General features: G+C 48.7%; 22 protein-coding genes. 15 read left to right on the top strand and 7 right to left on the bottom strand.

What is annotated here, in order from left to right; translation table 11 throughout:
• The first annotated feature begins 224 nt into the window (after positions 1–224).
• A complete protein-coding gene (locus EL633_RS07665; protein ID WP_246039102.1) occupies positions 225–2,456 on the top strand; it encodes a cellulose binding domain-containing protein in 2,232 nt (743 codons plus the stop codon).
• Between the two features lie 142 nt (positions 2,457–2,598).
• Here the strand turns inward: EL633_RS07665 and EL633_RS07660 are convergent, their stop codons facing one another.
• Entirely contained in the window at positions 2,599–3,111 is a 513-nt protein-coding gene (locus EL633_RS07660) for a chromate transporter (RefSeq protein ID WP_161982022.1), read from the bottom strand.
• Between the two features lies 1 nt (position 3,112).
• Complete coding sequence (locus EL633_RS07655; protein WP_161982021.1) at positions 3,113–3,721, bottom strand: chromate transporter; 609 nt, start codon at positions 3,719–3,721, stop codon at positions 3,113–3,115.
• Between the two features lie 342 nt (positions 3,722–4,063).
• Between EL633_RS07655 and EL633_RS07650 the strand changes: the two genes are divergently transcribed.
• The 4 genes from EL633_RS07650 to EL633_RS07635 all read left to right on the top strand — a co-directional run bounded on the left by EL633_RS07650 (position 4,064) and on the right by EL633_RS07635 (position 8,509).
• Positions 4,064–4,534 carry a hypothetical protein gene (locus EL633_RS07650; RefSeq protein ID WP_126626621.1) on the top strand — a complete coding sequence of 157 codons (471 nt, stop codon included), beginning with the start codon at positions 4,064–4,066 and terminating at the stop codon, positions 4,532–4,534.
• A 10-nt stretch (positions 4,535–4,544) separates the two neighbouring features.
• A complete protein-coding gene (polX, locus tag EL633_RS07645; RefSeq protein WP_126626620.1) occupies positions 4,545–6,305 on the top strand; it encodes a DNA polymerase/3'-5' exonuclease PolX in 1,761 nt (586 codons plus the stop codon).
• Between the two features lie 93 nt (positions 6,306–6,398).
• Complete coding sequence (locus EL633_RS07640; RefSeq protein WP_126626619.1) at positions 6,399–7,046, top strand: 50S ribosomal protein L25; 648 nt, start codon at positions 6,399–6,401, stop codon at positions 7,044–7,046.
• A gap of 143 nt (positions 7,047–7,189) precedes the next feature.
• Positions 7,190–8,509 (top strand): glycosyltransferase, encoded by a 1,320-nt coding sequence (locus tag EL633_RS07635; RefSeq protein WP_126626618.1) that lies wholly within the window; start codon positions 7,190–7,192, stop codon positions 8,507–8,509.
• A gap of 40 nt (positions 8,510–8,549) precedes the next feature.
• Here the strand turns inward: EL633_RS07635 and EL633_RS07630 are convergent, their stop codons facing one another.
• Entirely contained in the window at positions 8,550–8,843 is a 294-nt protein-coding gene (locus tag EL633_RS07630) for a hypothetical protein (RefSeq protein WP_126626617.1), read from the bottom strand.
• Positions 8,844–9,611: 768 nt separating this feature from the next.
• On the opposite strand from EL633_RS07630, the gene EL633_RS07625 reads away from it, so the two are divergent.
• From EL633_RS07625 to EL633_RS07590, 8 genes are all read left to right on the top strand, one after another.
• Positions 9,612–9,965: a general stress protein gene (locus EL633_RS07625; RefSeq protein WP_126626616.1), complete on the top strand. Its 354-nt coding sequence runs from the start codon at positions 9,612–9,614 to the stop codon at positions 9,963–9,965.
• A gap of 259 nt (positions 9,966–10,224) precedes the next feature.
• Positions 10,225–11,178 (top strand): substrate-binding domain-containing protein, encoded by a 954-nt coding sequence (locus tag EL633_RS07620; RefSeq protein ID WP_126626615.1) that lies wholly within the window; start codon positions 10,225–10,227, stop codon positions 11,176–11,178.
• Positions 11,179–11,310: 132 nt separating this feature from the next.
• Positions 11,311–12,270: a phosphate ABC transporter permease subunit PstC gene (pstC, locus tag EL633_RS07615; RefSeq protein WP_161982020.1), complete on the top strand. Its 960-nt coding sequence runs from the start codon at positions 11,311–11,313 to the stop codon at positions 12,268–12,270.
• Entirely contained in the window at positions 12,267–13,202 is a 936-nt protein-coding gene (locus EL633_RS07610; RefSeq protein ID WP_126626613.1) for a PstA family ABC transporter permease, read from the top strand. The genes pstC and EL633_RS07610 overlap by 4 nt, the downstream gene beginning before the upstream one ends.
• 79 nt (positions 13,203–13,281) lie before the next feature.
• Positions 13,282–13,506: a hypothetical protein gene (locus EL633_RS07605; RefSeq protein WP_126626612.1), complete on the top strand. Its 225-nt coding sequence runs from the start codon at positions 13,282–13,284 to the stop codon at positions 13,504–13,506.
• A 178-nt stretch (positions 13,507–13,684) separates the two neighbouring features.
• Positions 13,685–14,476: a phosphate ABC transporter ATP-binding protein PstB gene (gene pstB / locus EL633_RS07600; RefSeq protein WP_126629368.1), complete on the top strand. Its 792-nt coding sequence runs from the start codon at positions 13,685–13,687 to the stop codon at positions 14,474–14,476.
• A 26-nt stretch (positions 14,477–14,502) separates the two neighbouring features.
• Positions 14,503–15,243 (top strand): response regulator, encoded by a 741-nt coding sequence (locus EL633_RS07595; protein WP_126626611.1) that lies wholly within the window; start codon positions 14,503–14,505, stop codon positions 15,241–15,243.
• Between the two features lie 56 nt (positions 15,244–15,299).
• On the top strand, positions 15,300–16,040 hold the full coding sequence (locus tag EL633_RS07590) for a winged helix-turn-helix domain-containing protein (protein ID WP_126626610.1): 741 nt from the start codon (positions 15,300–15,302) through the stop codon (positions 16,038–16,040).
• Positions 16,041–16,181: 141 nt separating this feature from the next.
• On the opposite strand, the gene plsX is transcribed toward EL633_RS07590, so the two are convergent.
• Together plsX and EL633_RS07580 are read right to left on the bottom strand one after the other, a co-directional pair.
• Complete coding sequence (gene plsX / locus EL633_RS07585) at positions 16,182–17,249, bottom strand: phosphate acyltransferase PlsX (protein ID WP_126626609.1); 1,068 nt, start codon at positions 17,247–17,249, stop codon at positions 16,182–16,184.
• A complete protein-coding gene (locus EL633_RS07580; protein ID WP_126626608.1) occupies positions 17,246–17,632 on the bottom strand; it encodes a response regulator in 387 nt (128 codons plus the stop codon). The genes plsX and EL633_RS07580 overlap by 4 nt, the downstream gene beginning before the upstream one ends.
• Positions 17,633–18,221: 589 nt before the next feature.
• Here EL633_RS07580 and dnaN point away from each other — a divergent pair.
• The gene (dnaN, locus tag EL633_RS07575) at positions 18,222–19,361 is read left to right on the top strand and encodes a DNA polymerase III subunit beta (protein ID WP_161982019.1); all 1,140 of its coding nucleotides are present in this window, start codon (positions 18,222–18,224) and stop codon (positions 19,359–19,361) included.
• Between the two features lie 409 nt (positions 19,362–19,770).
• Positions 19,771–20,961, top strand: coding sequence for a DNA replication/repair protein RecF (recF, locus tag EL633_RS07570; RefSeq protein WP_126626606.1), 1,191 nt, complete (start codon positions 19,771–19,773; stop codon positions 20,959–20,961).
• A 24-nt stretch (positions 20,962–20,985) separates the two neighbouring features.
• Here recF and EL633_RS07565 read toward each other — a convergent pair whose 3' ends face one another.
• Positions 20,986–22,545: a DUF4129 domain-containing protein gene (locus EL633_RS07565; RefSeq protein WP_126626605.1), complete on the bottom strand. Its 1,560-nt coding sequence runs from the start codon at positions 22,543–22,545 to the stop codon at positions 20,986–20,988.
• 765 nt (positions 22,546–23,310) lie between these two features.
• The gene (locus tag EL633_RS07560; protein WP_126626604.1) at positions 23,311–23,715 is read right to left on the bottom strand and encodes a zinc ribbon domain-containing protein; all 405 of its coding nucleotides are present in this window, start codon (positions 23,713–23,715) and stop codon (positions 23,311–23,313) included.
• Positions 23,716–23,718 lie beyond the last annotated feature (3 nt).

Genomic DNA, 23,718 nt, shown 5'->3' with positions numbered 1-23,718 from the left:
CATAATAGGTAGATTGCTCATATTTATTTTAAAAAGAAGTGCTAGTATTTCTTTGAACAGTATGCAGAGCATTTTCATGAACATTGAGGATGATTCACCAGAAAATATCCCCATAGATATCATGATTGGCGAACCATAAGGTGGTATTTACGGAGAACACCACCGCAGTACATCCTTTTCCGGTCGTGGAAAGATGTTTCTCTAGTGTCAAAGGGGACGATCTTATGAAGAGATTGGTACATCCTGCTATTCTGATAGCGCTGGCTTCTATTTTATTGTTGTCGTTCACCCAAATTTTAGTGCAGCAGTCAGCACCTGCGCACGCCTCAGTCAGTGGTTTTGTGACCCGTTCTGGCTCACAACTCAAGTTAAATGGCAACACCTTTCGCTTCGCGGGCAGTAATATTTATTGGCTTGGGCTGGATGAAAATGTTGGTGGTGTGAACTATCCAACCCAATTCCGCGTTGATGATGGTTTGACAACCGCTAAAGAGATGGGTGCCAACGTCATCCGCTCCCACTCCCTTGGTATCTCTACTGGCTGTAGCCTTTGTGTTGAACCCTCGCTTGGCACATTCAATCAGACGGCCCTGCAGCATATGGATTATGCGATCAAATCCGCCGGAGATCGTGATCTACGCCTGATCCTTCCTCTTACCGATAACTGGAAATATTTCCATGGTGGTAAACACAATTTTACTGATTGGCGTGGTATCTCGGACGAAAATCAATTTTATACCAATTCCACAGTAATCGGCGACTTTGAGCAGTACATTAGCACCTTGCTCAATCACGTAAATACATACACCGGGGTCGCCTGGAAAAATGATCCAACGATTATGGCCTGGGAAACTGGAAACGAGATTATGCCTCCTGATAGCTGGACTCAGACCATCGCGAACTACATCAAAGGTCTTGACAGCAACCATCTCGTGCTCGATGGCCATAGTGGACCGGCTGACTCCGAGCTCTCCCTCTCAAATGTAGATATGTATACTGAGCACTATTATCCAATGAATGTCTCTGAAGAAAATCGTTTCGCTCAAAAGGTCGCTAATGCCGGTCGCGTTTTCTATGCCGGTGAATATGGCTGGAACGGTGGGGATTCATTAAGTTCCTTCCTGAGCGCGATTGAGAATAACGCTACCTCTGGCGATACCTTCTGGTCTCTCTTCCCGCACAATGATAATTATGGTTATGTTCAGCATAATGATGGTTACACCTTGCACTATCCTGGGGATGATTCAAATATGCGTGGTAGCGCCCAGGCTTTACGTAACCATGCTTACAAGATGCGTGGCCTCTCTACACCAGCCGATGGTATTCCAGATGCTCCATTAATCACCAATGTTTCAGGCAAACAGATCTCCTGGCGTGGTGGCGCACTCTCTGATACCTATTCGGTAGAGCGCTCAACCGCTGGTAGTACTGGCCCCTGGACCGTCGTCTGCAATCGCTGTGCCACGGACAACAATACACCCTGGACCGATTCTTCACAGCCAGGTGGTAGTCTCTGGTATCGTGTGCGTGGCTATAATCTTTCAGCTGTAGCTGGCGGCTACTCACCTGTCTATCAGGTGGGATCGGGTAATGTCGGTGGTGGTACAAGTACTACAGTTGATCCTCTAAATGATTGGAGCAAAACCTACAGCCATACTCCCAATCTGGCCTTTGATAACACCAATCCTCAGTACTTTAATAACGATACCTCACGCGCTTATCGTAACAACGTAAAGACTAATGAAGAGATAGTCTGGAAACAAGATAGTATGGTCTCATTCCAGGCCACTACCTACTTCTGGCCCAATGAAGCTGTCTCTCCATTCTCAGTCTACACGTCCTCGGATGGCACAAACTGGACTCTTGCCACTCCTGATGTTACGAACACTACAGGTAACTGGCCACAGTACACCTATAGTCTTAATAACCTTACCAATGTCAGTTATGTCAAAATGCGCTGGAACAATACCGGCGGCCAGACCTGGAGTCCCCAGATCGGTCAGGTAAGCATTGGTTACAATTCTACAACGCCCACCCCAACGCCGACCTCAACACCGATTGTGACGCCAACGCCAACCTCGACACCGATTGTGACACCGACTCCTACCACCACGCCAACGCCGACACCAACGCCAACCGGAGGAAGTTGTAAGGCCTCCTATAACATTACCAACCAGTGGGCTGGTGGCTTCAATGGCGATGTCATGATCACCAATACCGGTTCATCAGCCATCAATGGTTGGACCTTGACCTGGACCTTCCCATCGGGACAACAAATTACCAGTGGCTGGAATGGTACTGTAACGCAGCAAGGGGCAAATGTTACTGTCACCAATGCCTCCTACAATGGTACCGTCAATGCTGGTGCATCAATTGATGTAGGCTTCAGCGCCAACACCGGTAGCACCAATACCAATCCTACCTCCTTTACCTTTAATGGCACCAAATGCCAGTAGTTTTATCCATGTGTGTCTGAAAATCGCAAGGGCGGAACCTCAGTATCGCTCCTGCGGCTCGTAAAAGTTTGAGGGGTGGATGTGCACTGTTATGTAGTGCACATCCACCCCTCAAACTTTTCTATTTTCTGTCTGCTGCTGGCTAGCGATAAATAAAATAGCCAGCGATAGCGGCCATGAGTAGGATCAGGAAGATGTTGACGCGGCGGCTAAAGACCAGGCCAAAGGCGATGGCGCAGATCAGCCAGCTGCGCCAGTCGGTGCCTGAGCGGCTGCTGATAGTCCAGAAGACGGTCAAAAATGTTCCAACCACGGCCAGTGAGATGCCACGCATCAGTCCCGGTACCCAGGCTTGATCTTCGATGCGCCCATAGACGTTGGCGACCACCAGTACAAAGAATGGCGGGATGGTGATTGATATCAGTGCCAGTAGCGCACCTACAAAGCCATAGGTTAAATAGCCCAGACAGATCACCCATAAACCATTTGGACCCGGGCTGATCTGTCCGATTGAGAGTGAGTTGCCAAAATCTGTGTCTCTGGCCCAGTGATTGGCGGTAAGGTCCTGATGCAGACTGGGGAGATTGCTGAAGCCGCCAGATGAGAAGACGGTGGCTTTTAAGAAAAGCATGAAATAGCTGATTGGATCAATCATGTTAGCGCTCACCATCTTTCTGGGTGTGGAATAGGGGACGAGTAAAGCAGAGTACTCCCAGCAGGGCCGTGACGGTCAGCACAATGAAGACAGGAACCTGTAGGATGATGGCCAGCGTACATAAGGCGATCAGGGCCAGGCTAATAAATAGATTCAAAGGTCCCTCTTTATAGGCGCGTTTAAGTTGTGGCTGTGCGAAGCTGATACCTACCAGTAGCATAATGCCTGCTGTGGCCGGTACAACTCCCTGTAAAATTGCTTGCACAGAGTGCATCTGTTCCACCTCTTTAAAGCCGGCTGCAAGCAGACAGGTGATCGTGGCACTGGGAAAAAGGAGCCCGAGCAGTGAGACAAAAATACCAGTTTTTCCGCCTAACTTCCTGCCAATGAGAATAGTTAATCCTATGAGATTAATACCGGGAGCAAATAAGCAGAGGTTCCAGTAATGGGTATATTCTTCCATGGTCATCCATGCTCGTTTCTCTACGAACTCGCGTTGAATCAGGAGATTGGTGGTGGCGCCTCCGCCAAATGATTGGAGCCCTATGCCTGTCCAGATGAGGAGTAGTTGCCAGTTGCCAGCTTTGTGGTCTGTTTGTGTTCTATGCATTTTGAAGCCTTTGCTAATGAGAGGAACATCGATAGTGCTGTCCTGGTATTTTAATACATTCTTAGCACTCTTTTTTTCCTGTCTCTCTAGCATCTATATGTATGGGCTTTCGCGTTCCCTGGCGGGAACCTCTATTTTTTATATTATTGCGCAGAAATTGCTCAAAGAGCAATTTCTGCGCAATAATATAAAAAATGTGCCAGAGCGTCAGCTCTGGCGTGTGTGCTCTTGAGGATGAAAGCGGGGTGCCCCTGAAGGAGCGCGAGGTGTCCTCGCAACAACCATTCCTTCCCCCAAATCATCCTGAAGGATAGCGGGCACGATGTGTTATAGAATATAAGTATGAGAAATGAACTATTATCCTGGTTTGGCCGGGAAGGATTGCTGCTAACCCACGTGCTTTCGGCAATGGATGATCCTGAGCACGATGAAATAAAGATCTCTGTTCGTGCACCTTTACTTGCGTTGAGTCGTGCCAGCCACGACTTTCGGGAATGTCCCGATCCGGTTTTATTCGGGTATCCCGAATCGTCACTGGATATGATGAATTTAGATGATATGAACCAGTTTGTACTGATCTGGTTTGAACGGGCCGTTGAGGCGAATATGGCGCGCTGCTTTGTGTGTAACCAATTGTTAAGCATGCGCGAAGAGGATAAACCCTGGGATGCCATTTTTGTGACCCAGGATCTGTATTGCTGGTTGCTGGTACATTTTGATTGCAAGCGCTACTTGAAGCGTGATCTTAAAGGACGAAATCCATTTGAGGTTGATGTTCAGCCTCCTGAATTTTTTGATTTGCGACTGACCTGAGAGGATTGTAATGGATAAAAATCAAGTTGTTAATTTGATGGAACAAATCGCGGTCCTGCTGGCTTTGAAAGAGGGCAGTAATACTTTTGAAATACGCGCCTATGAAAATGCCGCGCGCGCCCTGGGATCCCTGGATGGTGACCTGGCTACGCTGGTCCGTGAAGGGAAGTTAAAAGGTACGCCTGGTCTGGGTTCTACGATTATCAAACGCATCGAGGAGGCCTTTACGACCGATCATATCCAGTTTTATGATGAACTTGTGGCGGAGACCCCACAAGTTAAACTGGATATGAGCCGTATTCCTGGTGTAGGTCCCAAACGTATCAATACCATCTATCAGCAATTGCATGTGAACAGTCTGGCGGAACTGGAGCAGGCCTGTAAAGATGATCGGGTGGCCCATCTACCCGGATTCGGTAAGAAGACACAGGATAAGATTTTGCAGGGATTAAGCTTCCTGAGCCAGCATGCGGATCGTTATTTATACGATGTGGCGGAAGCAGAGGCGGAACGTATTCGCCAGGCCCTGGTTACGCAGCCTGGCGTGGTGCGCCTACAGGTTGCAGGTAGCTTGCGTCGCCGCCGTGAGACGGTGAAAGATATTGATATGGTGTTGAGTGTGGATGATAACGCGGGCAGCGATGTGCGGCGCGCCATCATGGAATTTTTTACCAGCCAGCCATCGGTCAAGGCCATTACCGGTCAGGGCGAGACTAAATCCAGTGTTATTTTGAGTAGTGGTATCGCTATGGATCTGCGTCTGGTTGGTGATAGCCAGTTTCCCTATACCTTGCATCATTTCACAGGCTCACGTGAGCATCATATTCCTTTGCGCCGGCGTGCGCTTGGGATGAATATGACGATCAATGATTATGGCCTGTTTAAAGTTGAAGATGGTAAGGAGACGCTGGTTCCCTGTAAAACTGAGGCGGACATTTATCAGGCCTTGCAGTTAGATTATATTGAGCCTGAATTGCGTGAGGATACAGGTGAAATTGAGGCGGCGGCGCGCCATGCGTTGCCAGAACTGGTCAAGGAGAGCGATTTAAAAGGTGTGCTCCACGCGCACTCAACCTGGAGTGATGGGAAGAACAGTATTCGCGAGATGGCCGAAGCTTGTATCGCCCATGGCTATAGCTATCTGGGACTTACCGATCATAGTCGTGCCGCAGCCTATGCAGGCGGATTAAATCCGGAGGCTTTAAAGCGTCAGGGTGAAGAGATCGACAAGCTTAATCAAGAATTCGGTGATCGCTTCCATATCCTCAAAGGTACCGAGTGCGATATCCTGCGTGACGGCGAACTGGATTTTTCTGATGATGTGCTGGCCAGTCTGGATTTTGTCGTAGCCTCGATCCATAGCAACTTTAATCTCTCTCAGGAAGAACAAACCCAACGTATGCTGCGCGCCATTGCCAATCCTTATGTAGATATTATTGGACACTCAACTGGACGTATTTTGTTGGGCCGTCCAGGTTATCCATTAGATATGGACCAGGTTATTGAAGCGGCGGCGCAACATGGAACGTGTATAGAAATTAATGCCCATCCATCGCGCCTGGATCTAGATTGGCGTTATATACGTAAGGCCAGGGACAAAGGTATAAAGATACCAGTTGATCCAGATGCGCATGCACTTGCAGGAATTGATGATATGCGATATGGTATAGGGATCGCACGCAAGGGATGGTTGCGCCCTCAAGATGTCCTGAATACGTTGGATTTTGAAGCGTTAATGGCTTTCTTCCACGTAAAAAGAAGTAAGAAGTAGTTCTCTAATTTGAGTAGTCGATAAAGATACTTGCATCCTCTTTTTTGGATGGTTGGTGAGAACTAGTAAATTGGAAAGAGGAAGAAGTTAGTTATGGCAGATAAAACTGTATTAGAAGCAGCGCCACGAACTATCGTTGGTAAAGCCAACAAGCGTTTGCGCAAGGATGGACTCATCCCTGCGAATATCTATGGACACAAGGAAGCATCAATGCCTATTCAGCTTGATGCTATAGCCTTTGATCGTTTGCGCCGTTCGCATGGCTTGCGCAATGTCCTTTCCATAAGTTTGCCTGATGTTCCTGCTCAGACTGTGTTGGTGCGTCATATCCAGCACAATCCTGTCACTGGTGGCATTACACATGTGGATTTTACCCGTGTCAGCATGCGTGAGCGCCTTGAGGTGAAGGTGCCTCTGAACTTTGTTGGTGAGGCTCCTGGCGTAAAGGTCGAGGGTGGCGTGCTTCTGCACCTGCTTGAATCTCTGGCCGTTGAGTGTGCCGCATCCGATATCGTTGAGCATCTGGATGTAGATATTACTTCTCTGACAGATATTGATTCGACCCTGCATGCTAAGGATGTCAAATTGCCAGCCGGATACAAGCTGGTAACTGACCCCGAAGAGCCAATCGTGAAGATTTCAGCACCACGTGTTGAGATTCCTGAGACCACTCCTGCTGAGGGGACAACTGAGGCTGCTGAAGCTGAAAATGCTGAGTCTGAGGCCGCAACTGAAGAGTAGTGGTGTGAAGAAAAGCCCAAAAAATACCAAGACAGGCAACCAGTTGGTCGCCTGTCTTTTGCGTTCATCGTCTCCAATCTCAGGCTTGTTTGTGATATCCTAGAGTGTACATGCTTATATATGATGGGAAGTGAGCGATAGTTATGCGTATAATGATTGTAACTGATCAATATCCTCCTATGGTGGGGGGGGTACCAGCTGTGACCCATGGCCTGGCAACAGATTTTGCTAATCGGGGACATCAGGTATGGGTGGTGGCCCCAAGTTATGGTGCGCGTGACGTACGCCGGCTGGAAGAGCAGGTACGTGTCTATCGTTTCTCTTCGTTTGAGTGGCCAACATATAAAGAATTGCGCATCCCTTTCCTGCCTTTTATGCCGGTGAGGAATCTGATCAAGCGCACCGATCCTGATATTATCCATATTCATTCTCCGATTGTGCTGGGAAATATTGCTCAGATCCTGGCCGGTGGTTTGCGTAAACCTGTGGTGGCAACCAATCATTATCTACCCATTAACATGAGTCGCTCACTGATCTCAGATCCTTTTATTGGGAAGCATATCAGCAATATAACGTACTCTTATTTGATCAACTTTTGTAATCGCTGCGAGTATGTAACCGCTCCAACGGCGACGGCCCTCAATCTGCTCTATGATCATGGACTCCATGCGCCGGCGGCGGCTATTTCTAATGGCATTGATCTGAAAAAATACACGCCTGGCGAGCTCAATCCTCAGGTTTTACAGCGTTTTGGTCTGCCTGAAGATCGTCCATTGATTCTGCATGTCAATCGTCTGAGTGAAGAGAAACGTGTAAACGTTTTATTGGATGCAGTGGCTAAGATGAAAACGGAGGCCCATGTAGCCCTGGTCAGTTCTGGTCCTGCTGAGGCAGAACTACGGGCCCAGGTGGAAACCTTGCGTATTGGGGATAGGGTAAGTTTCCTGGGATTTGTGCGTGATGAAGATCTGCTAGAACTGCGTCGTAGCTCCCAGTTGTTTGTCATTCCTTCTGAGGCTGATCTGCAAAGTCTGGCGACCATGGAGGCCATGGCCTGTGGCTTGCCAGTGATTGCGGCTAACTCTTATGCGTTGCCCGAACTGGTCCACCATGATGTGAATGGTTTCTTATTTACACCCGGCGATAGTGATGAGCTGGCAGTTCAGATTGATACATTGTTGGGGGATGCCGAACGACGCGCAAAGATGGGGGAGCAGAGCCTGCAGATCATCTCAAATCATGATCGCGTCAAGGTTCTGGATATCTGGGAAGATCTGTACCGACGGCTCTCTATCGAATTTAAAGAGCTGAAGGTCTTGCGTCAGCATATGCGTACGGCCCAGAAATATCCTGGTTATATGGCTGAAGAAGTGAAAAACGTCAAGCGCCCGCGTATTCGTCGTACCGGAGATCTTGGATTGGATCTTCCAGCTTCTTCGCGCCGTCCGCGTAAGCAGAAATAATCAGCGTCATCGCTATGGGTGATGGTGTTACTTGTAGTGCTTAATTTCCCCAGCGGCGGTGTAGCCACCTGGCAATGCGTCGCTCAATATCCCATTGTAGTTGAATACGTTGATAGCGTAGCCAGGCTTGCGCAAGAGATAGCAACGAGGGTTGCATCTGGAAACGTGCAGGTTCTGGATCGCGGCCATGTCCGTGTAGGCGTACTGGCACTGGCACCAATCCTGGTCCGCTATGAAATAAGCCCTTGAAAGGGAAGGCTACAGATGACTCTCTAAGCCGTGTCAGGAACGATGAATTTGTGGTGAAGGTATCTTGATCAGATGATTCGTGCATGCCGCTTTTTTGACTCCCCTATGCAGAAACATGCTGTCAGGCTAATTGAGCCTGAGCTTCCTCTCAATTGAGAAGTGCTATGTATATGTGTTTTTTTAGTATACCGTTTTTCCTCTCCTGTGTCCAATGGCACTATAGATAGGTATACAGGGTTATTTTAAATATCTCTTTGGCGCCTGCGGCGCCAGGTTGGAGGTTTGTGATGGAGGGAAGGGCGGCTGCGGCCGCCCTTCCCTCCATCACAAACAGGTGGAGACTGGTCAATCTGATGTACCATCACAAACAGGTGGAGACTGGTCAATCTGATGTACCATCACAAACAGGTGGAGACTGGTCAATCTGATGTACCATCACAAACAGGTGGAGACTGGTCAATCTGGTGTACTTGTGCGCATCTATTGGAAAACCCTAATCAAGTAATCAAAATCACAGTATTTATGTGTGGAGTGTGCTGGGGTGCGGCCGCAGCCGCACCACCAGCACACTCCACACATTCAAATTTGGCGCCGCAGGCGCTAAAAGAGATAATGGAATAGTTTCTGATGGGTATAGTAGTACAACAGGAACAGTGATTCATTCTTCCGTTGACAGAATAATAAAACATGCATTATACTTTAAAGGCGGATTCATGTTTACCTGAGAAGCACTTTTTTAGGTGTTTAGCTTTAACATATGTAGATGTATTGAGTGTGGTGAAAGCTGTGTCGTGTAAATGGTGCAAGCGCCTACATATTGCCTGGTAGCGATCCGGGGAAAGGGGTTAGTGTGATGTTGCCTGAAGATGATGTGAAACCCGTACCTATGTCAACGTCTGAAGCTGGTCGAAAGGGAGGAAGTACGGTACGCGATCTCTATGGAGAAGACTATTATCGCCGTATCGGAAAAAAAGGAGGAATTTCTCTTAAAGAGAAACGTGGCAGTGATTACTACCGCGAAATTGCCCAGAAGGGTGGGCAAGCCAATGTTAACAAATATGGTATTCAACACTTTTCGATGATGGGGAAGAAGGGTGGAAATACCACCAAGTCGCGCCAGGATCCTGATTTTTATAGCCGCATTGGTAAGTTAGGCGGAGCCGCCAAACGCCAGAAAAAACTCCAGCATGATCAATCCCCTCAATAAACGCTAGCATACCCTCAGCGTGTCAAATAAATCCTTTTTCCTTGCCAGAGCCTGTTCTCTCGCAAGGAAAAAGGATTCATTTTTATGGATGGATGAATTTTAACACTAAATTAACATATCCATAAAGCATGGTTAATTCAACAATGATAATTTATGAATGCGACGACTACCGATGAAGAAATTCTAATTATAGAATCCTTCACTTTATTTCCTGCGCAAATTAATATCATGACTCGTATTAGGAGAGTTAGGAGTATCTATGTTAACTAAGTGGCGCATTGCAATTATACTGACTGCTTTGGCAATGCTGAGTGTTTTGATGACTGCATGTGGTTCTGATACTACTGCTGGTGCTGGTGGCACACCTACAGCAGCTGCTACAACCGCTGCTACAACAACCGCAAGCAACATCGCTTGTGAAAAAGGCAATCTCGGTACCGGTGGTTCGACAGCTCTGGGACCCCTGGTTCAGGCTGCAGCGAAAACCTATCAGGATAAATGTTCCGGTTCTAGTATCACAACCCAGTTAACTGGTAGTGGCGCTGGTCTGAAAGGCGTTCACGAAGGTAGCCTGCAGGTTGGTAACTCCGATAGCTTTGTGAGCCTGACCAAAAATCCAGAGTACAAAGATCTGACCGATAATCAGGTTGCTGTTGTTGTCTTTGCAGTTATCGTCAACAAAGACGTCACTGGTGTAACCGATCTGACATCCGACCAGATCAAAGGCATCTTCACTGGTAAAATCACCAACTGGAAAGAAGTCAAAGGTCCTGACCTGCAGATCTCTGTGATCAGCCGCCCTGACGGTTCCGGTACTCGCAACACCTTCGAAAAATATGTTCTGGGTGGTACCAAAGAGAGCGTGAGCGGTGCAAGCCATAGCACAGCCAAGACCTCCGGCGACGTTGCTTCCAACGTTTCGAAGAAAACTGGTTCGATCTCTTATGACACCGTTGACTTCGCTAAGAAGAACAGCCTGACCGTTGTTAAAATCGATGGCCAGGAAGCTACCGCAGACAACGTGAAGAGCAATGCCTACAAGTTCTGGAATATCGAGCACATGTACACCAAAGGTGCTGCAACCGGCCTGGCAAAATCCTTCATCGATTTTGTAAAGGGCGCTGATGCTGCTTCCCTGCGCCAGCAATACGGTTTCCTGGATCTTAGCTCGATCTCATCAGATGCCATTACTGCTAAGACCCCTAAAGCCTAAGCACAGACAGATAGCTAAAGTTAGTTATCGCAAACCTTCTGGTCCCTGGAATGGTCTTCATAGACTGTTCCGGGGAACATATGTGATAACAGAATGTCTTAAGAGTGTTTTTCAGGTAAGGAGTAGTGCATTGTGGCAGCAAACAGTGTGAAGGCCGAGGCTGTGAAAGATACTCGCAGCATACAAACCCGGCGCAGTCGTTTAAGCGATCAGATTGCACATGGCGTCTTCTTAGTCTGTGCGATCTTAATTGTCGCCATCATCTTTGGTATTTTTATCTTCCTGGGTTTCAACGGTTTACGTATGTTCCAGGATCCAGCAGCTAAAAACTTTTTTACCAGTACCAACTGGGCCCCTACGGATGATGTTCCTAGTTATGGAGCGCTCGGCTTCATTTTAGGTTCGGTAGTAACTACCCTTCTCTCAACTATTATCGTCACTCCGCTGGCGTTTGGCATGGCCCTCTATATGACTGAGATGGCTCCCAAATGGGTGAATGCCTTGCTGCGACCAATATTAGAAGTTTTTACTGGTATGCCTTCGGTGGTGATTGGTTTCCTTGGTTTGATTGTGCTGGTGCCCTGGTTAACAAAGCTGGCGGCTCCGATCGCGCCGAGTGCGGCTAATGCTGGTGTAGGTTGGGGTGCAGCCACATTAATCCTGGTTGTGATGATTTTACCGACTGTGGTGAGTGTTTCGATCGATGCTCTGGACGCCGTGCCTGAGAGTGTGCGTGAAGCGAGCCTGGCTCTTGGTTCCACACGCTGGCAGATGATGAAAGATGCTGTCTTGCCTGCGGCCTCGGCTGGTCTGGCAACGGCCGTAGTACTGGGTATGGCGCGTGCTATCGGTGAGGCGTTGGCGGTGGGTATGGTGCTACAAGGTGATACACATTTGCCTGAAGGCTCATTTTCGCTTGGCTGGTTCTTTCAACCAAATATTAATATCACCAATGCTATTTTGAACTACTTTAGCGAAGCCTCCGGAACTGAACGCAATGGCTACTTTATGCTAGGCTTTGTCCTGCTGATCATTTCGTTCTTGTTTATCTGCTTGAGCCGCTATATTGCCAGTAGGAGTGTGTTCAAATGAGTACTCAGCAACAGGTTTCGGCGGCTACCTCTTCGGTTGAGGAGCGACAGCGTGTCGAGTCGCTGCAAAAACTGGCACGCCAGCTCCATACAAAAAATGGTATTGCAAGTGCTATTCTCGCCATTGCTACTGGATTAGGTGCATTGTTGTTCGTGGCGATCATCGTCAAGTTGTTAATTGATGGTGTTCCCTATATGATCAATCCTAACTTTTATGGTAGCGATGGTATCGGTGTTGTTGGTCCGCAGATTTTCAATACAATCTATCTCCTGGTTTTCTCTGAGATCATCCTGGTGCCGATGGCCCTGGCGGCTGCTATCTATCTGGTGGAGTATGCACGTCAGGGACCGCTAGTGACGACGATCCATTTTGCGGCTGAGACGCTGGCTGGTGTGCCTTCGCTGGTTTTAGGTCTGTTTGGTTACCTGGTCTTTGCCAGTGTCCTTGGCTTTGGTCTCAGTCGTCTCTCGGGTATTCTGACCTTGCTCTGTCTGAACTTTCCCGTTGCCCTGCGACTTTTTGAGGATGCCCTGGTTTCTGTCGCTCGTGAGCAACGCGAGGGTGGCCTGGCCCTGGGCTCTAGTAGGTGGCATATGATCCGCACCGTGGTGTTACCTTCCGCCCTACCAGGTATCATTACAGGTGTGATTTTATCAGCCGGTAAAGTGATCGCCGAGGCGGCTGCCCTGATCTTTACCATGGGATCTTCAAATCCCTCGAATGTTTACACCCTTAGTCCTTTTGTTAGTACCGATAATCTGACTATCCATATCTGGTTCTTAAAAACGGTCGGTGCGGGAACCGTGCCAGAACCTGTCGCTGATGCTGTTTCGGCTGGATCTGCGGCACTGCTTATTATCATTCTACTGGTGATCAACCTTGGCTCACGTGGGCTTGGACGTTTGATCCAGCGCCGAGTCATGGGTGCTTAACGCTTAGTGATGTGTGATGGCCGTAAGAAGCATTTATGCAAAGTATGTCGAAAAACACACGAAGAGTGAGGATCAGAAAATGATAAATCTTTCAGTGAGTAGCCCGGCTGAAACCATGGCTCTGCCTGAAGGTGCGAATATCTATTCGCGCAAAGTTGCTCGTAGTGGCCATATCTCTTATGAGGGACGCCCCTATTTTATCAGCAAAGCTCTGGCAGGACGCTATATTCGACTGATTGTTGTCGATGATCGTTTGATCGTAGATGCCGCGATCCCATTGCATAAAGAATATCCACTGGTCTAGCAGCATTAGACAAAATATATTCAGTGAATTATAAGGAGTAGTGATGGAGAATCAACGCCAGGATGGAACGCGTTTAGCTCCAGGCAATTATAAGGTTAGCCCTATGCAAGAGACAGATCAGCCTGCGGATCAGTTGCCGGCGGATCAAACGCCAGAAGTATCCGATGCCGCTCGACACATGGGCAGTTTTGATCCCACAAAGACTTTGAATACCGATGCGAACCTCAGGATTGATGTGCGCAATACAAATTTCTTTTATGGTGCGAAGCAGGCATTATATGATGTCTCTCTGCCAATCCGCGAGAAGCAGGTTACCGCTTTAATTGGACCTTCGGGGTGTGGTAAATCGACTTTCTTACGCACATTGAATCGCATGAATGATCTGATTCCAGGCACGCGTATTGAAGGTGAAGCACTTTTTGATGGCAGCAATATCTACGATAAAAAAACAGATGTTGTATTGCTACGCCAGCGCATTGGTATGGTTTTCCAGCGTCCAAATCCTTTTCCAAAGTCCATTTTTGAAAATGTCGCCTACGGTTTAAAGGTCCAGGGAAAATCACAGAAGTTTATTCACGAGCGTGTCGAGACCAGCCTGCGTGGGGCAGCCCTCTGGGATGAAGTCAAGGATCGCTTAAATAGTTCGGCATTGGGTCTTTCAGGTGGTCAGCAGCAGCGCTTATGTATCGCACGCGCCCTGGCTGTACAGCCTGAGGTTCTGCTGATGGATGAGCCCGCTTCTGCTCTGGATCCTATTGCAACATTGAAGATTGAAGAATTGATTACGGACCTGGTGAAGGAATATACCATTGTGATTGTGACGCACAATATGCAGCAGGCATCACGTGTCTCGCACTTCACAAGCTTTTTCCTTAGTGGCAAGTTGATTGAAAGCTCACCAACCGTTGATCTGTTCTCGCACCCACATCAGAAGGAAACGGAAGATTATATCAGTGGACGCTTCGGATAAGATCAACCGGCCAGGAGGCTGCTGTGGTGCGTAAAATACTTGTTGTGGATGATGAAGCGGTCTTAATCGAAGCTATCGCCTATAATCTGGAACAATCGGGCTACCTGGTAGTTACGGCTATGGATGGGATGAGTGCTCTGGATATCGCTCGCAAGGAGAGTCCAGATCTGATTGTTCTTGATATTATGTTACCGGGTATGGATGGATTAGAAGTCTGTCGACAGTTGCGGCGCGATGATCGTACCGCAACTGTGCCTATCATTATGTTGACTGCTAAAGGTGAGGAAATCGATAAAGTGGTGGGTTTGGAGGTTGGGGCAGATGATTATGTGACGAAACCATTTGGACGTCGCGAATTATTAGCCCGTGTGCGTGCTTTGTTACGACGGGTTGACTATCCGGCTCCACATGGCGCTTCCACTTCAGCACAAGACTCTGCTGATAACGCAGGCATCGTACCCCCACGTAGTATGTTGACGGCTGGACCTTTGACCATTGATCAAGCTGGTCGGCGGGTTAATTGTCGTGGGCAGGATTTAGAGTTGCAGCCCAAACAGTTTGATCTCTTGACCTACCTGGTGCGTAATCGCGGTACTGTTCTGACGCGTGATCAGCTGCTACACAATGTGTGGGGCTATGATTACGCGGGCGATACACGTACTGTGGATGTACATGTGCGCTGGTTACGTGAAAAGCTCGAAGAAGATCCTGCTAATCCTAAGCTCATTCAAACTGTACGCGGTGTAGGTTATGTATTCCGATCCTGATTTCCTCATCGCTACGGTTTGCCTGCGTTGAGCGTTTTGTCGCAAGGAACTGAGCTATGTCACGAACTATCTTTGTTGTAGTGCAAAATGAACAGGTGCGCCTGGAGATTGTTAGCAGATTACAGGCTGAAACGTATGTGGTTCACGCTATGGAGCAGCCTGACATGGTGGTTGAGCTTGCGCGCCAGATCGAACCATCCTTGATCATCTTTGAATCAGGATTGTGCCATGCGGATGGCTTTGCTATCTGTCAACAATTGCGCAACGAAACCAGTTTAGCCCAGACGGCTTTACTGCTATTGGTGCACAGCGCTATCGAAATCACCCGCATTGAATATTCTTCGGTACATATTGATGATTATATCGTCCAACCAATCTGGTGGGATGAACTGTTGGCCTGCGTACATACCCTGGTACGCAGTGGTAAGCGTAGAAGTCACCAAAAATCCTTACCCCGCCAGGGAACGCGTAAGAAGATGATCTACACTGAGGGTCAAACGCTGACGATCAATGGACTCTGTATTGATGTAGACCGCCATACAGTTACTTATAACAATCGTCTGATCGAGCTACATCAGCCGATCCTCTTTGATCTCCTTCTCTATCTGGTTCATAATCCAGGCGTTGTCCTTTCGCGAGAACAACTTTTGAAGCAGGTATGGGGGTACGAGCACGTAGAAGGGTCACGAACCGTAGATGTGCATATGCGCTGGCTACGCCAAAAATTAGAAGAAGATCCCGCCCATCCCCAACTCATCCAAACGGTCCGTGGCGAAGGCTACTGCTTTAAAGCCTGATGCTTGATAAAGGCCATGGACAAGTATTCCACATACCAGTTGTTTTGTAGGGCAGAAAATGCAGAGGTGGTCGCGACCACCTCTGCATTTTCTGCCCTACAAAACAAGCGAGCGCCCCAGGCGCAAGGCGTCATTATTACTTTAGACCTCGGCTTGAGGCTGTTCCTCAGCCTTCGAAGCCTCCTCCAGGCGCGTCAAGCCTTCGGCAATAGCCTGAGCAACACCAGTCTCGGCCGTCTGGCGAGCTACGCGCAACGCGTTCTTAATCGCCTTAGCATTTGAACGGCCATGTGAAATAATCGCTGAACCATTAATACCCAATAGCGGTACACCGCCATACTCAGCATAATCCAGCCGCTTAAACACCTTACGCAATCCAGGGAGCAGGATGGCGGCGGCCAGTTTATTTATAAGCGAACTGGTCATCTGGGCACGTATCAGACCTAGCAGCGTTTCAGCCAGACCTTCACTTAGCTTCAGGACCACATTGCCGACGAAACCATCGCAGACCACGATATCGACGGCACCAGCAGGAATATCACGTCCTTCGACATTGCCAATAAAATTCAAGCCCATCATTGAAGCGCTCCGCTTTAACAATTGATGAGTCTCGATAACCAGTTGATCCCCTTTAGATTCTTCTTCTCCATTGGCCAGTAGACCAATACGGGGAGAGCGTACATTGAAGATACGCTCCATATAAATCGAACCCATCAAGGCAAACTGCTGCAGGTACTCTGGCTTACAGTCTGTATTCGCGCCCATATCTATGACCAGACAGGGATTATCTTTCGTCGGAAAAATGCCGCCGAGAGCAGGCCGATCGACACCCGGAAGACGTTTAAGGGTAAAGAGGGAGGCCGCCATCATCGCGCCACTGTTACCGGCTGAAACGGCCCCCAGTGCTTTCCCATCGCGTACCAGCTGTAAAGCCAGAAGCATAGATGCATTTTTCTTACGGCGTACAGCGGTCGCTGGATGATCATCCATCTCAATTACTTCATCTGTATGGACGATTGGCAAGTCCAGTCCAGTTGTGTCATGTTTGGCGAGTTCGGCTCGAATAACCTCTTCGCGCCCAACCAGGTACACGCCAATACCATATTCACGCGCAGCCTGAACCGCGCCCAGAACAATCTCACCGGGTGCCTTATCGCCACCCATTGCATCCAGCGCAACGCGAACAGGAGCACTTGCAGCAGCACTCATGCTTTTCTTCCCCCAGGTTCTCCAATAGTTTGTTTCACGAGCTCAACGAGCTTATCTAGATCAAACGGTTTATAAACGATATGGGCCACACCCGCTTCACGGAACTCTTTTTCTTCGTTGCCCGCGCCCAGAAAGGCCGTGACCACAATCACTGGAATCTGTCGATCCACAGCCATGGCCATTAGTTTGAGTTCATCGCGCCCATCCAGGTAGGGCATCATCAGGTCTAACATAACGAGGTCGGGCTGGTGCTCGCGAACCGCGTCAAAGAAGCGTAGACTCTGAGTGGTCATGAATGTTTCATAACCTTCGTCTGCCAGGGCCTCAGTTAGTAAATCGGCGATTGTTGGATCATCATCCATTATCAGAATTTTTTTTGCCATGGAAGCATCATCCCCCTCATCTCTCTGTAACAACACTGCGTACAGCGGTGGCCCCTTGCTAATATGAACGCGAGGAAACGGGCCTCCCTGCGTAGATAAATGTATTATAACACCACATGACTCTGTGTGTATGTTTCATTCTCAGCTTTTGCTGGATTGATAGGACTATGGTTCTGTTTTCTCTGATTATCATTTGATCTCGTTCGTCTGGTTCTTATATCTTTATCTCGTCTAGTTTTATGCTTAGCTTCAATTGGAAACATATATTTTGCCTGACACCTCGCGCCTTCGGCGCTCGCCTCTGTTTGAGTGGTGTGGGAGGCGCCTGCGGGTGCCTCCCACACCACTCAAACAGGAAGATCACTTGCTAGTGATCAGATGTACATTATTTCAGGTGTGGAGTGTGCGTGGTGCCCGGCCGCGGCCGGGCACCACGCACACTCCACACCCCCAACCCGGCGCCGCAGGCGCCAAAAAGGAACATGAAAAAGCCCTGCCCTGAATCTGTCGCGTTTACAATTGTGTTCAATATGCGCTATACTAGCGTGGAAATGTCTGCGTTTTGGTTGTGTCTGGAGGAATTTCTTTCGTGAAAATCACATGTAAACAACAGGATTTGAGCCGTGGTCTTTCTATTGTAAGTCACGCCGTCTCAAGCCGGAGCACACTCCCTATCCTGGCGAATATTTTATTGACGACTGATCAGGGTCGTTTGAAGCTTTCTGCCACAAATCTGGAGATTGGCATCAACTGTCTGATTGACGCTCAGATTGCGGAAGATGGTACGACAACCGTCCCTGCCAAAACCTTTACCGATCTGGTGAATAGCTTACGTCCGGGTCAGGTCGAATTGACGGTGGTAGAAGAGAGCAATGATGTCAATGTAAAGAGCACCGGCAGTAACGCCAACATCAAGGGCATGGATCCATCGGAGTTCCCATTGATTCCCAGCGCGGAAGGTGATGAAGAGCCAATTATTCTGGATGCAGGTTCGCTCAAAGAGATGATTGCCCAGGTCGTTTTTGCCGCCGCTGACGACGATTCACGTCCTGTGTTGACGGGTGTCCTGGTTGAAGTCGCTAATGAGCAAGTCTCGTTCGCGGCCGCTGATGCCTTCCGCCTGGCTTTACGCCTGGCCCCTCTGCCTGGACATACGGCGAGTCATAACAGCATCTTAATCCCTGCTCGTACATTGAGCGAACTGGCTCGTATCCTGCCCTCCGATGGAGCAGTTCAGATGGTCGTCACGCCCAACCGTAGCCAGGTCCTTTTCCACACAGAACATATCGACCTGGTCTCACGTTTGATTGAAGGAACCTTCCCCAACATCAAAGCGGCCATCCCGAAAGAGCACACCACCCGTGCGGTCGTCGAGACTAAAGAATTCGCGGCAGCCGTCAAGACCGTCACCCCATTTGCTCGTGATAGTTCAAACATCACCCGCATCAAAATTTCGAGCGGTGAAGGCACAGAAAGTGGTGCTGGTTCCCTCACCCTTGAAGCGACAGCAGAAGATATTGGTAACAACGTCACCACCATCAACGCAGCCGTCGACGGTCCAGAGCAAGAGATCATCTTCAACGTCAAATACCTGGGCGACGTCCTGGCTATCCTCGACACACCCGAGGTCGCACTAGAAGTCACCTCAGCCGCCCGTCCAGGCGTCGTCAAACCCGTCAGCGCCGCCGAATATACTTACGTCATCATGCCAATGAGCACCAACCGCTAACGGGAAGCGGGATTATTCAGGGCAGCAGCCACCCCATTAACAAGAAGTGGGATTGTTAAGGGCGGCAGCCACCCCATTAACAAGAAGCGGGATTGTTAAGGGCGGCAGCCACCCCATTAACAAGAAGTGGGATTGTTAAGGGCGGCAGCCACCCCGTTAACAAGAAGCGGGATTGTTAAGGGCGGCAGCCCTTAACCTGGGGTCCGGGGCTGCGCCCCGGCCTCCTCTCCCTTTCCCGCCGCCGCAGGCGGCTGGAAACCCAAAAACCAGAACCACAACAGTACAAAAGTGGGAAACAACACACAAACTTCCCACATCAACCAATCTGAAAAGAATAAGGAATCAGGAAGAGGCAGCCCCTCAACCTACCCTTTGTTTGTCACTAATAGAAATCTCCACGGATGGGTGCATGTATCTTTCTCACCTCTTTTTATCTGATTTTCGAAATTATAAAGAACTAGAACTATCACTAGAACCCGGCCTCTTTCTTTTTTACGGAGATAACGCGCAAGGCAAAACAAATCTCCTGGAAGCGGTTAGTATGCTGGCGACCGCGACCTCGTTTCACGCATCAAGTGATCGCGAAGTAGTAAACTGGTCGGCCCAGGATCATATTACCCGTTTGAAGGGCACAGTGCAGCGCAATGAGGACAAAGTACAATTGGAAGTGCTGGTTGTGGATCCTTCTCCACCGGTCTTTGCAGAGGCTAGCGGCGGCTCTGTTCAACATCGTAGTATTGAGTTGCCCGCCCATGCGCCACGTAAGCGCTATAAAGTCAATGGAGTTCCTAAGCGTACCATCGATCTGATCGGACAACTGAAGGTGGTCTTATTCGCGCCCTCGGATCTTCATCTGGTCGATGGTGGACCGGATGAGCGGCGGCGTTTTCTTGATCGGGCTCTCTGCCAGGTGCAGCCACGCTATAGTGTGGCTCTGGTCAAGTATCGTAAGATTGTCGCCCAGCGCTCGGCTCTTCTGAAGCGTATTCGCGATCATCAGGAAGATCCTGCCATGCTCAATTATCTGGATGAGCAGTTGACTCAGCTTGCAAATCAGATCATTTATGAGCGCCGGCGCATGGTTGATGCACTGAATGCACACGCAAACGACTTCCAGCATGCAATCAGTGGTGGCCGTGAGCAACTCCAGATTATTTATCGACCATCCTTCCACGTGGATGCTGAATGGGGTCTGTCCGATGCCATTGGACATTATCGCGAGCAATTGCGGGATGTGCGCAAAAAAGAGATCCTTCAAGGTGTCTGCCTGCGTGGACCACATCGTGATGAGCTGGAATTTCTGGTGAACGGCGTGAATATGCTCTCGTACGGTTCGCGTGGTCAGCAACGCACCGCGGCCCTCTCAGCCAAGCTAGCCGAGCTAACCTTTATGCATAGCAGTACGGGTGATCAACCCATTCTATTGTTAGATGACGTTTTTAGTGAATTGGACGCTTCGCGTCGAGAGTATCTACTTGGTCAGGTAGCTAACTATGAACAGGTCATGCTAACTTCAACCGATCTAGAAGGTTTTCCCAGGGACATGTTGCAGCGCGCCCATCGCTATCATGTAGCTGGTGGTGTCTTGCAAAGAGAATAGGGCTAGCTGGTCTATCAAATATCCCTATTCTCTTTGCTGATGAGATTTTTGCTGCAAGCTCATCCAGTTTTGTTGCATCCGTTCCACATCCTGATCCCCGGGTGATGTCTGCCCATAGCGAGCCGCCGTATACACTTCTGTCACCACCTGAATCTCCGGTTCAAAATCCACTAATGGTAGATCCAACCGCCGCTTAAACTCAAATGGTGTCTCATCTCGTTGCCGTGCATAGCCGCGACCGGCACTCCACTGTAAGAACGCCCGATAAATGGCGCGTATATCGCGTTTAACCGCCGTCTCCCCCTCTTCAGCCCTTTCTACTACTACCTGTTCCGCATTCACCTTTTTGGACGCTCTCAGACGATGCCAGAGAGACAACAGGAATGCCTTGAATTGTGTCCAGAAAAGTTGCCAGGACCAGAGACTTTCATGTAGATCGAATTGGCGAGTTTTCCTCCCTCTACGTTTGCGTAGCAGAATGGTAACTATCCAGACAAGGGCTATGATAAACACGATGAAAAGTATGATCGATATCGTTCCCCCCAGAGTTTGCATCTCTGGTGAAACTTGATTATGTGAGGTCATGCTTGGTGGTGGAACTGGTGGCTGGTGTCTGTTTAATTTTGGCAGAGAAAATTTGAAATTGGGATCGATGGGAATCCATCTGACCAGCAGGGTCATAAACCAGGCAAGGCCATAAGCAAAGCCATTATAGAGTGTTCCTAATGGTGAGAGCGATTGTTGGATTACAGCCAGCAGAGAGGGGCTAATGGTAGCGCCCAGGAGCAATGTGAGGACGCCGAATACCAGGCAAATCAGTCCTACCGTGATAGTGATCAGGCGGTCCTGAGCGAATTTGCTACCCTGGAGACCGCTGAGATGTTCTTGTCGTACAAATATCGCGTATGCCAGAGAGCGAGCGAGGAGCGCGCACACGAAGAAGAGTAAGATCAATAACAAAAGGTACACTTGCTCTTGACCAGAGGTTGATGGTGTCAGACAAACACATACAGAGACAATCCCACCTGTGATGATGCCACGCATTGTCCCTTCGGGTTCGATCAGGTAGCGGGCAATGTGGATACCACGACGACACAGGATATAGCACATCAGCAAGATACCAACTATTGTAAAGGATTGTCCATTGATTTGAATAAAGTCGGTTAACAGCTGGCCGATCCAGGTAGGATTCCAGAATGCAATGGTTGAGCTATAGAGGCTGGCCCAGATTATGAAGAGGCTACAGACACATTGGATAGTCAGTGAAAGGATGCCAGAATGCCGCTTCTGTGACGCGCCTTTTTGTTGCTTCAAAGCTTGATCAGGCAAGTTAAGTGAGCCCCAGGTTGAGATTATAAGCAGCAAAAAGGGGGCCCAGAGTGGCATAAATGGTTGATGTAGACCAAAGACATGCAAGCGACCAAGCCCAATCAAGAGTATAGAAATCCAACTCGCTTCCAATGCCACATAAGAGAGTGGAAGTAATTGTTCACCCCAGGTCATCACATCCGCCAGGCTACGAGGAGCGGTCTGCGGCTGCCCATCTGTAGATGAGCTATCGGGCATCTGTGGAGTACTTTGCATGTCAGGCCCTTTCTCCTACAATCTGATGCTTCGGAGCTTTACCAGATAAGTTGGTTATCATGTACGTTTAGCTAAATTGTATGCGTCTGATATATTCTTGTCAATATTCAATATACAGAAAGCAGAGCTTTTTCATGTTCCTTTTTGGCGCCTGCGGCGCCGGGTTGGTGGTGTGGAGAGTGTGTGGTGCGCGGCTGCAGCCGCGCACCACACACTCTCCACACCACCTGAAACAATGTACATCTGATCGCTTGCTAGTGATCTCCCTGCGATCTCTGGGTGAACATGAAAAAGTCCTGTACAGAAAGCAGAGCTTTTGAAAGCCAGGAGGTGCAGGAGGGCCTCGCCGGCCCTTCTACCGGGGGTGCGGGGGTGTCCCCCGACTCTTCCCCCTCCCGCCGCAGGCGGGAAGGAGATCTTATTTATTTAAGTGAAAAATATATTAAAAGTTGTAATTGGGACAAAATAAACTTTATTGTATAAAATTCTTCAATATTTCTTATGTAAATGGAAGAAAATTGGGTATTTGCATGAGTTATCCACATTCAAGCATAATTTATCCACACTTATCCACATTCATTGTGGATAAGTCAATAGTATTTGCTAGAAGTACTATATCTCATGGATAGGTGATAGCTATGTTGCGTATTACTGATAATATCTAACCTGCTGAAAAACTATGCCTGCTCGATGCGAAAAAAGGTTACTATCTTCAACCACTGTAGATAATGACGTTTTCATCAAAACCAATGAAGCATGCTTCTATTAGTGACGAGGTAGCGGCATCGTCTGATCCAGCAGCGCTTGTGGTTGGTGTGGGAGCATTGGTAGCGTTCCGGTTGGAAATTTTTTTGCCCAGGCATAGGCCAGAAAGCGTCCGTGCATGCAATTCGTGGGCAGCTTACTTGTTACTTGTTCAATCCGTAACGTGTCTATATTTTGTAAGTGTGATGTATTATGGTGTGCCTCGACACTCTGTACTTGTCGGCCACAATAGGCACAGAAGTGGGCTGTAACTGGAATAATATGGCTACAGGAGGGGCAGTCGAGGGTGATGGACCAGCTTTGTGCTTCATAGCGTGTCTTGATCATATCATATAAAACATATGTAATGCGGTGCTTGATATATGTGACATGATATTTTATGTAGTGTTTAAGTGTCGAAAACATAAA

The sequence above is a fragment of the Dictyobacter alpinus genome, assembly GCF_003967575.1.
In the GTDB taxonomy this organism is placed as follows: Bacteria; Chloroflexota; Ktedonobacteria; order Ktedonobacterales; family Ktedonobacteraceae; genus Dictyobacter; species Dictyobacter alpinus.
This window is presented reverse-complemented; position numbering and strand designations above follow the sequence as displayed.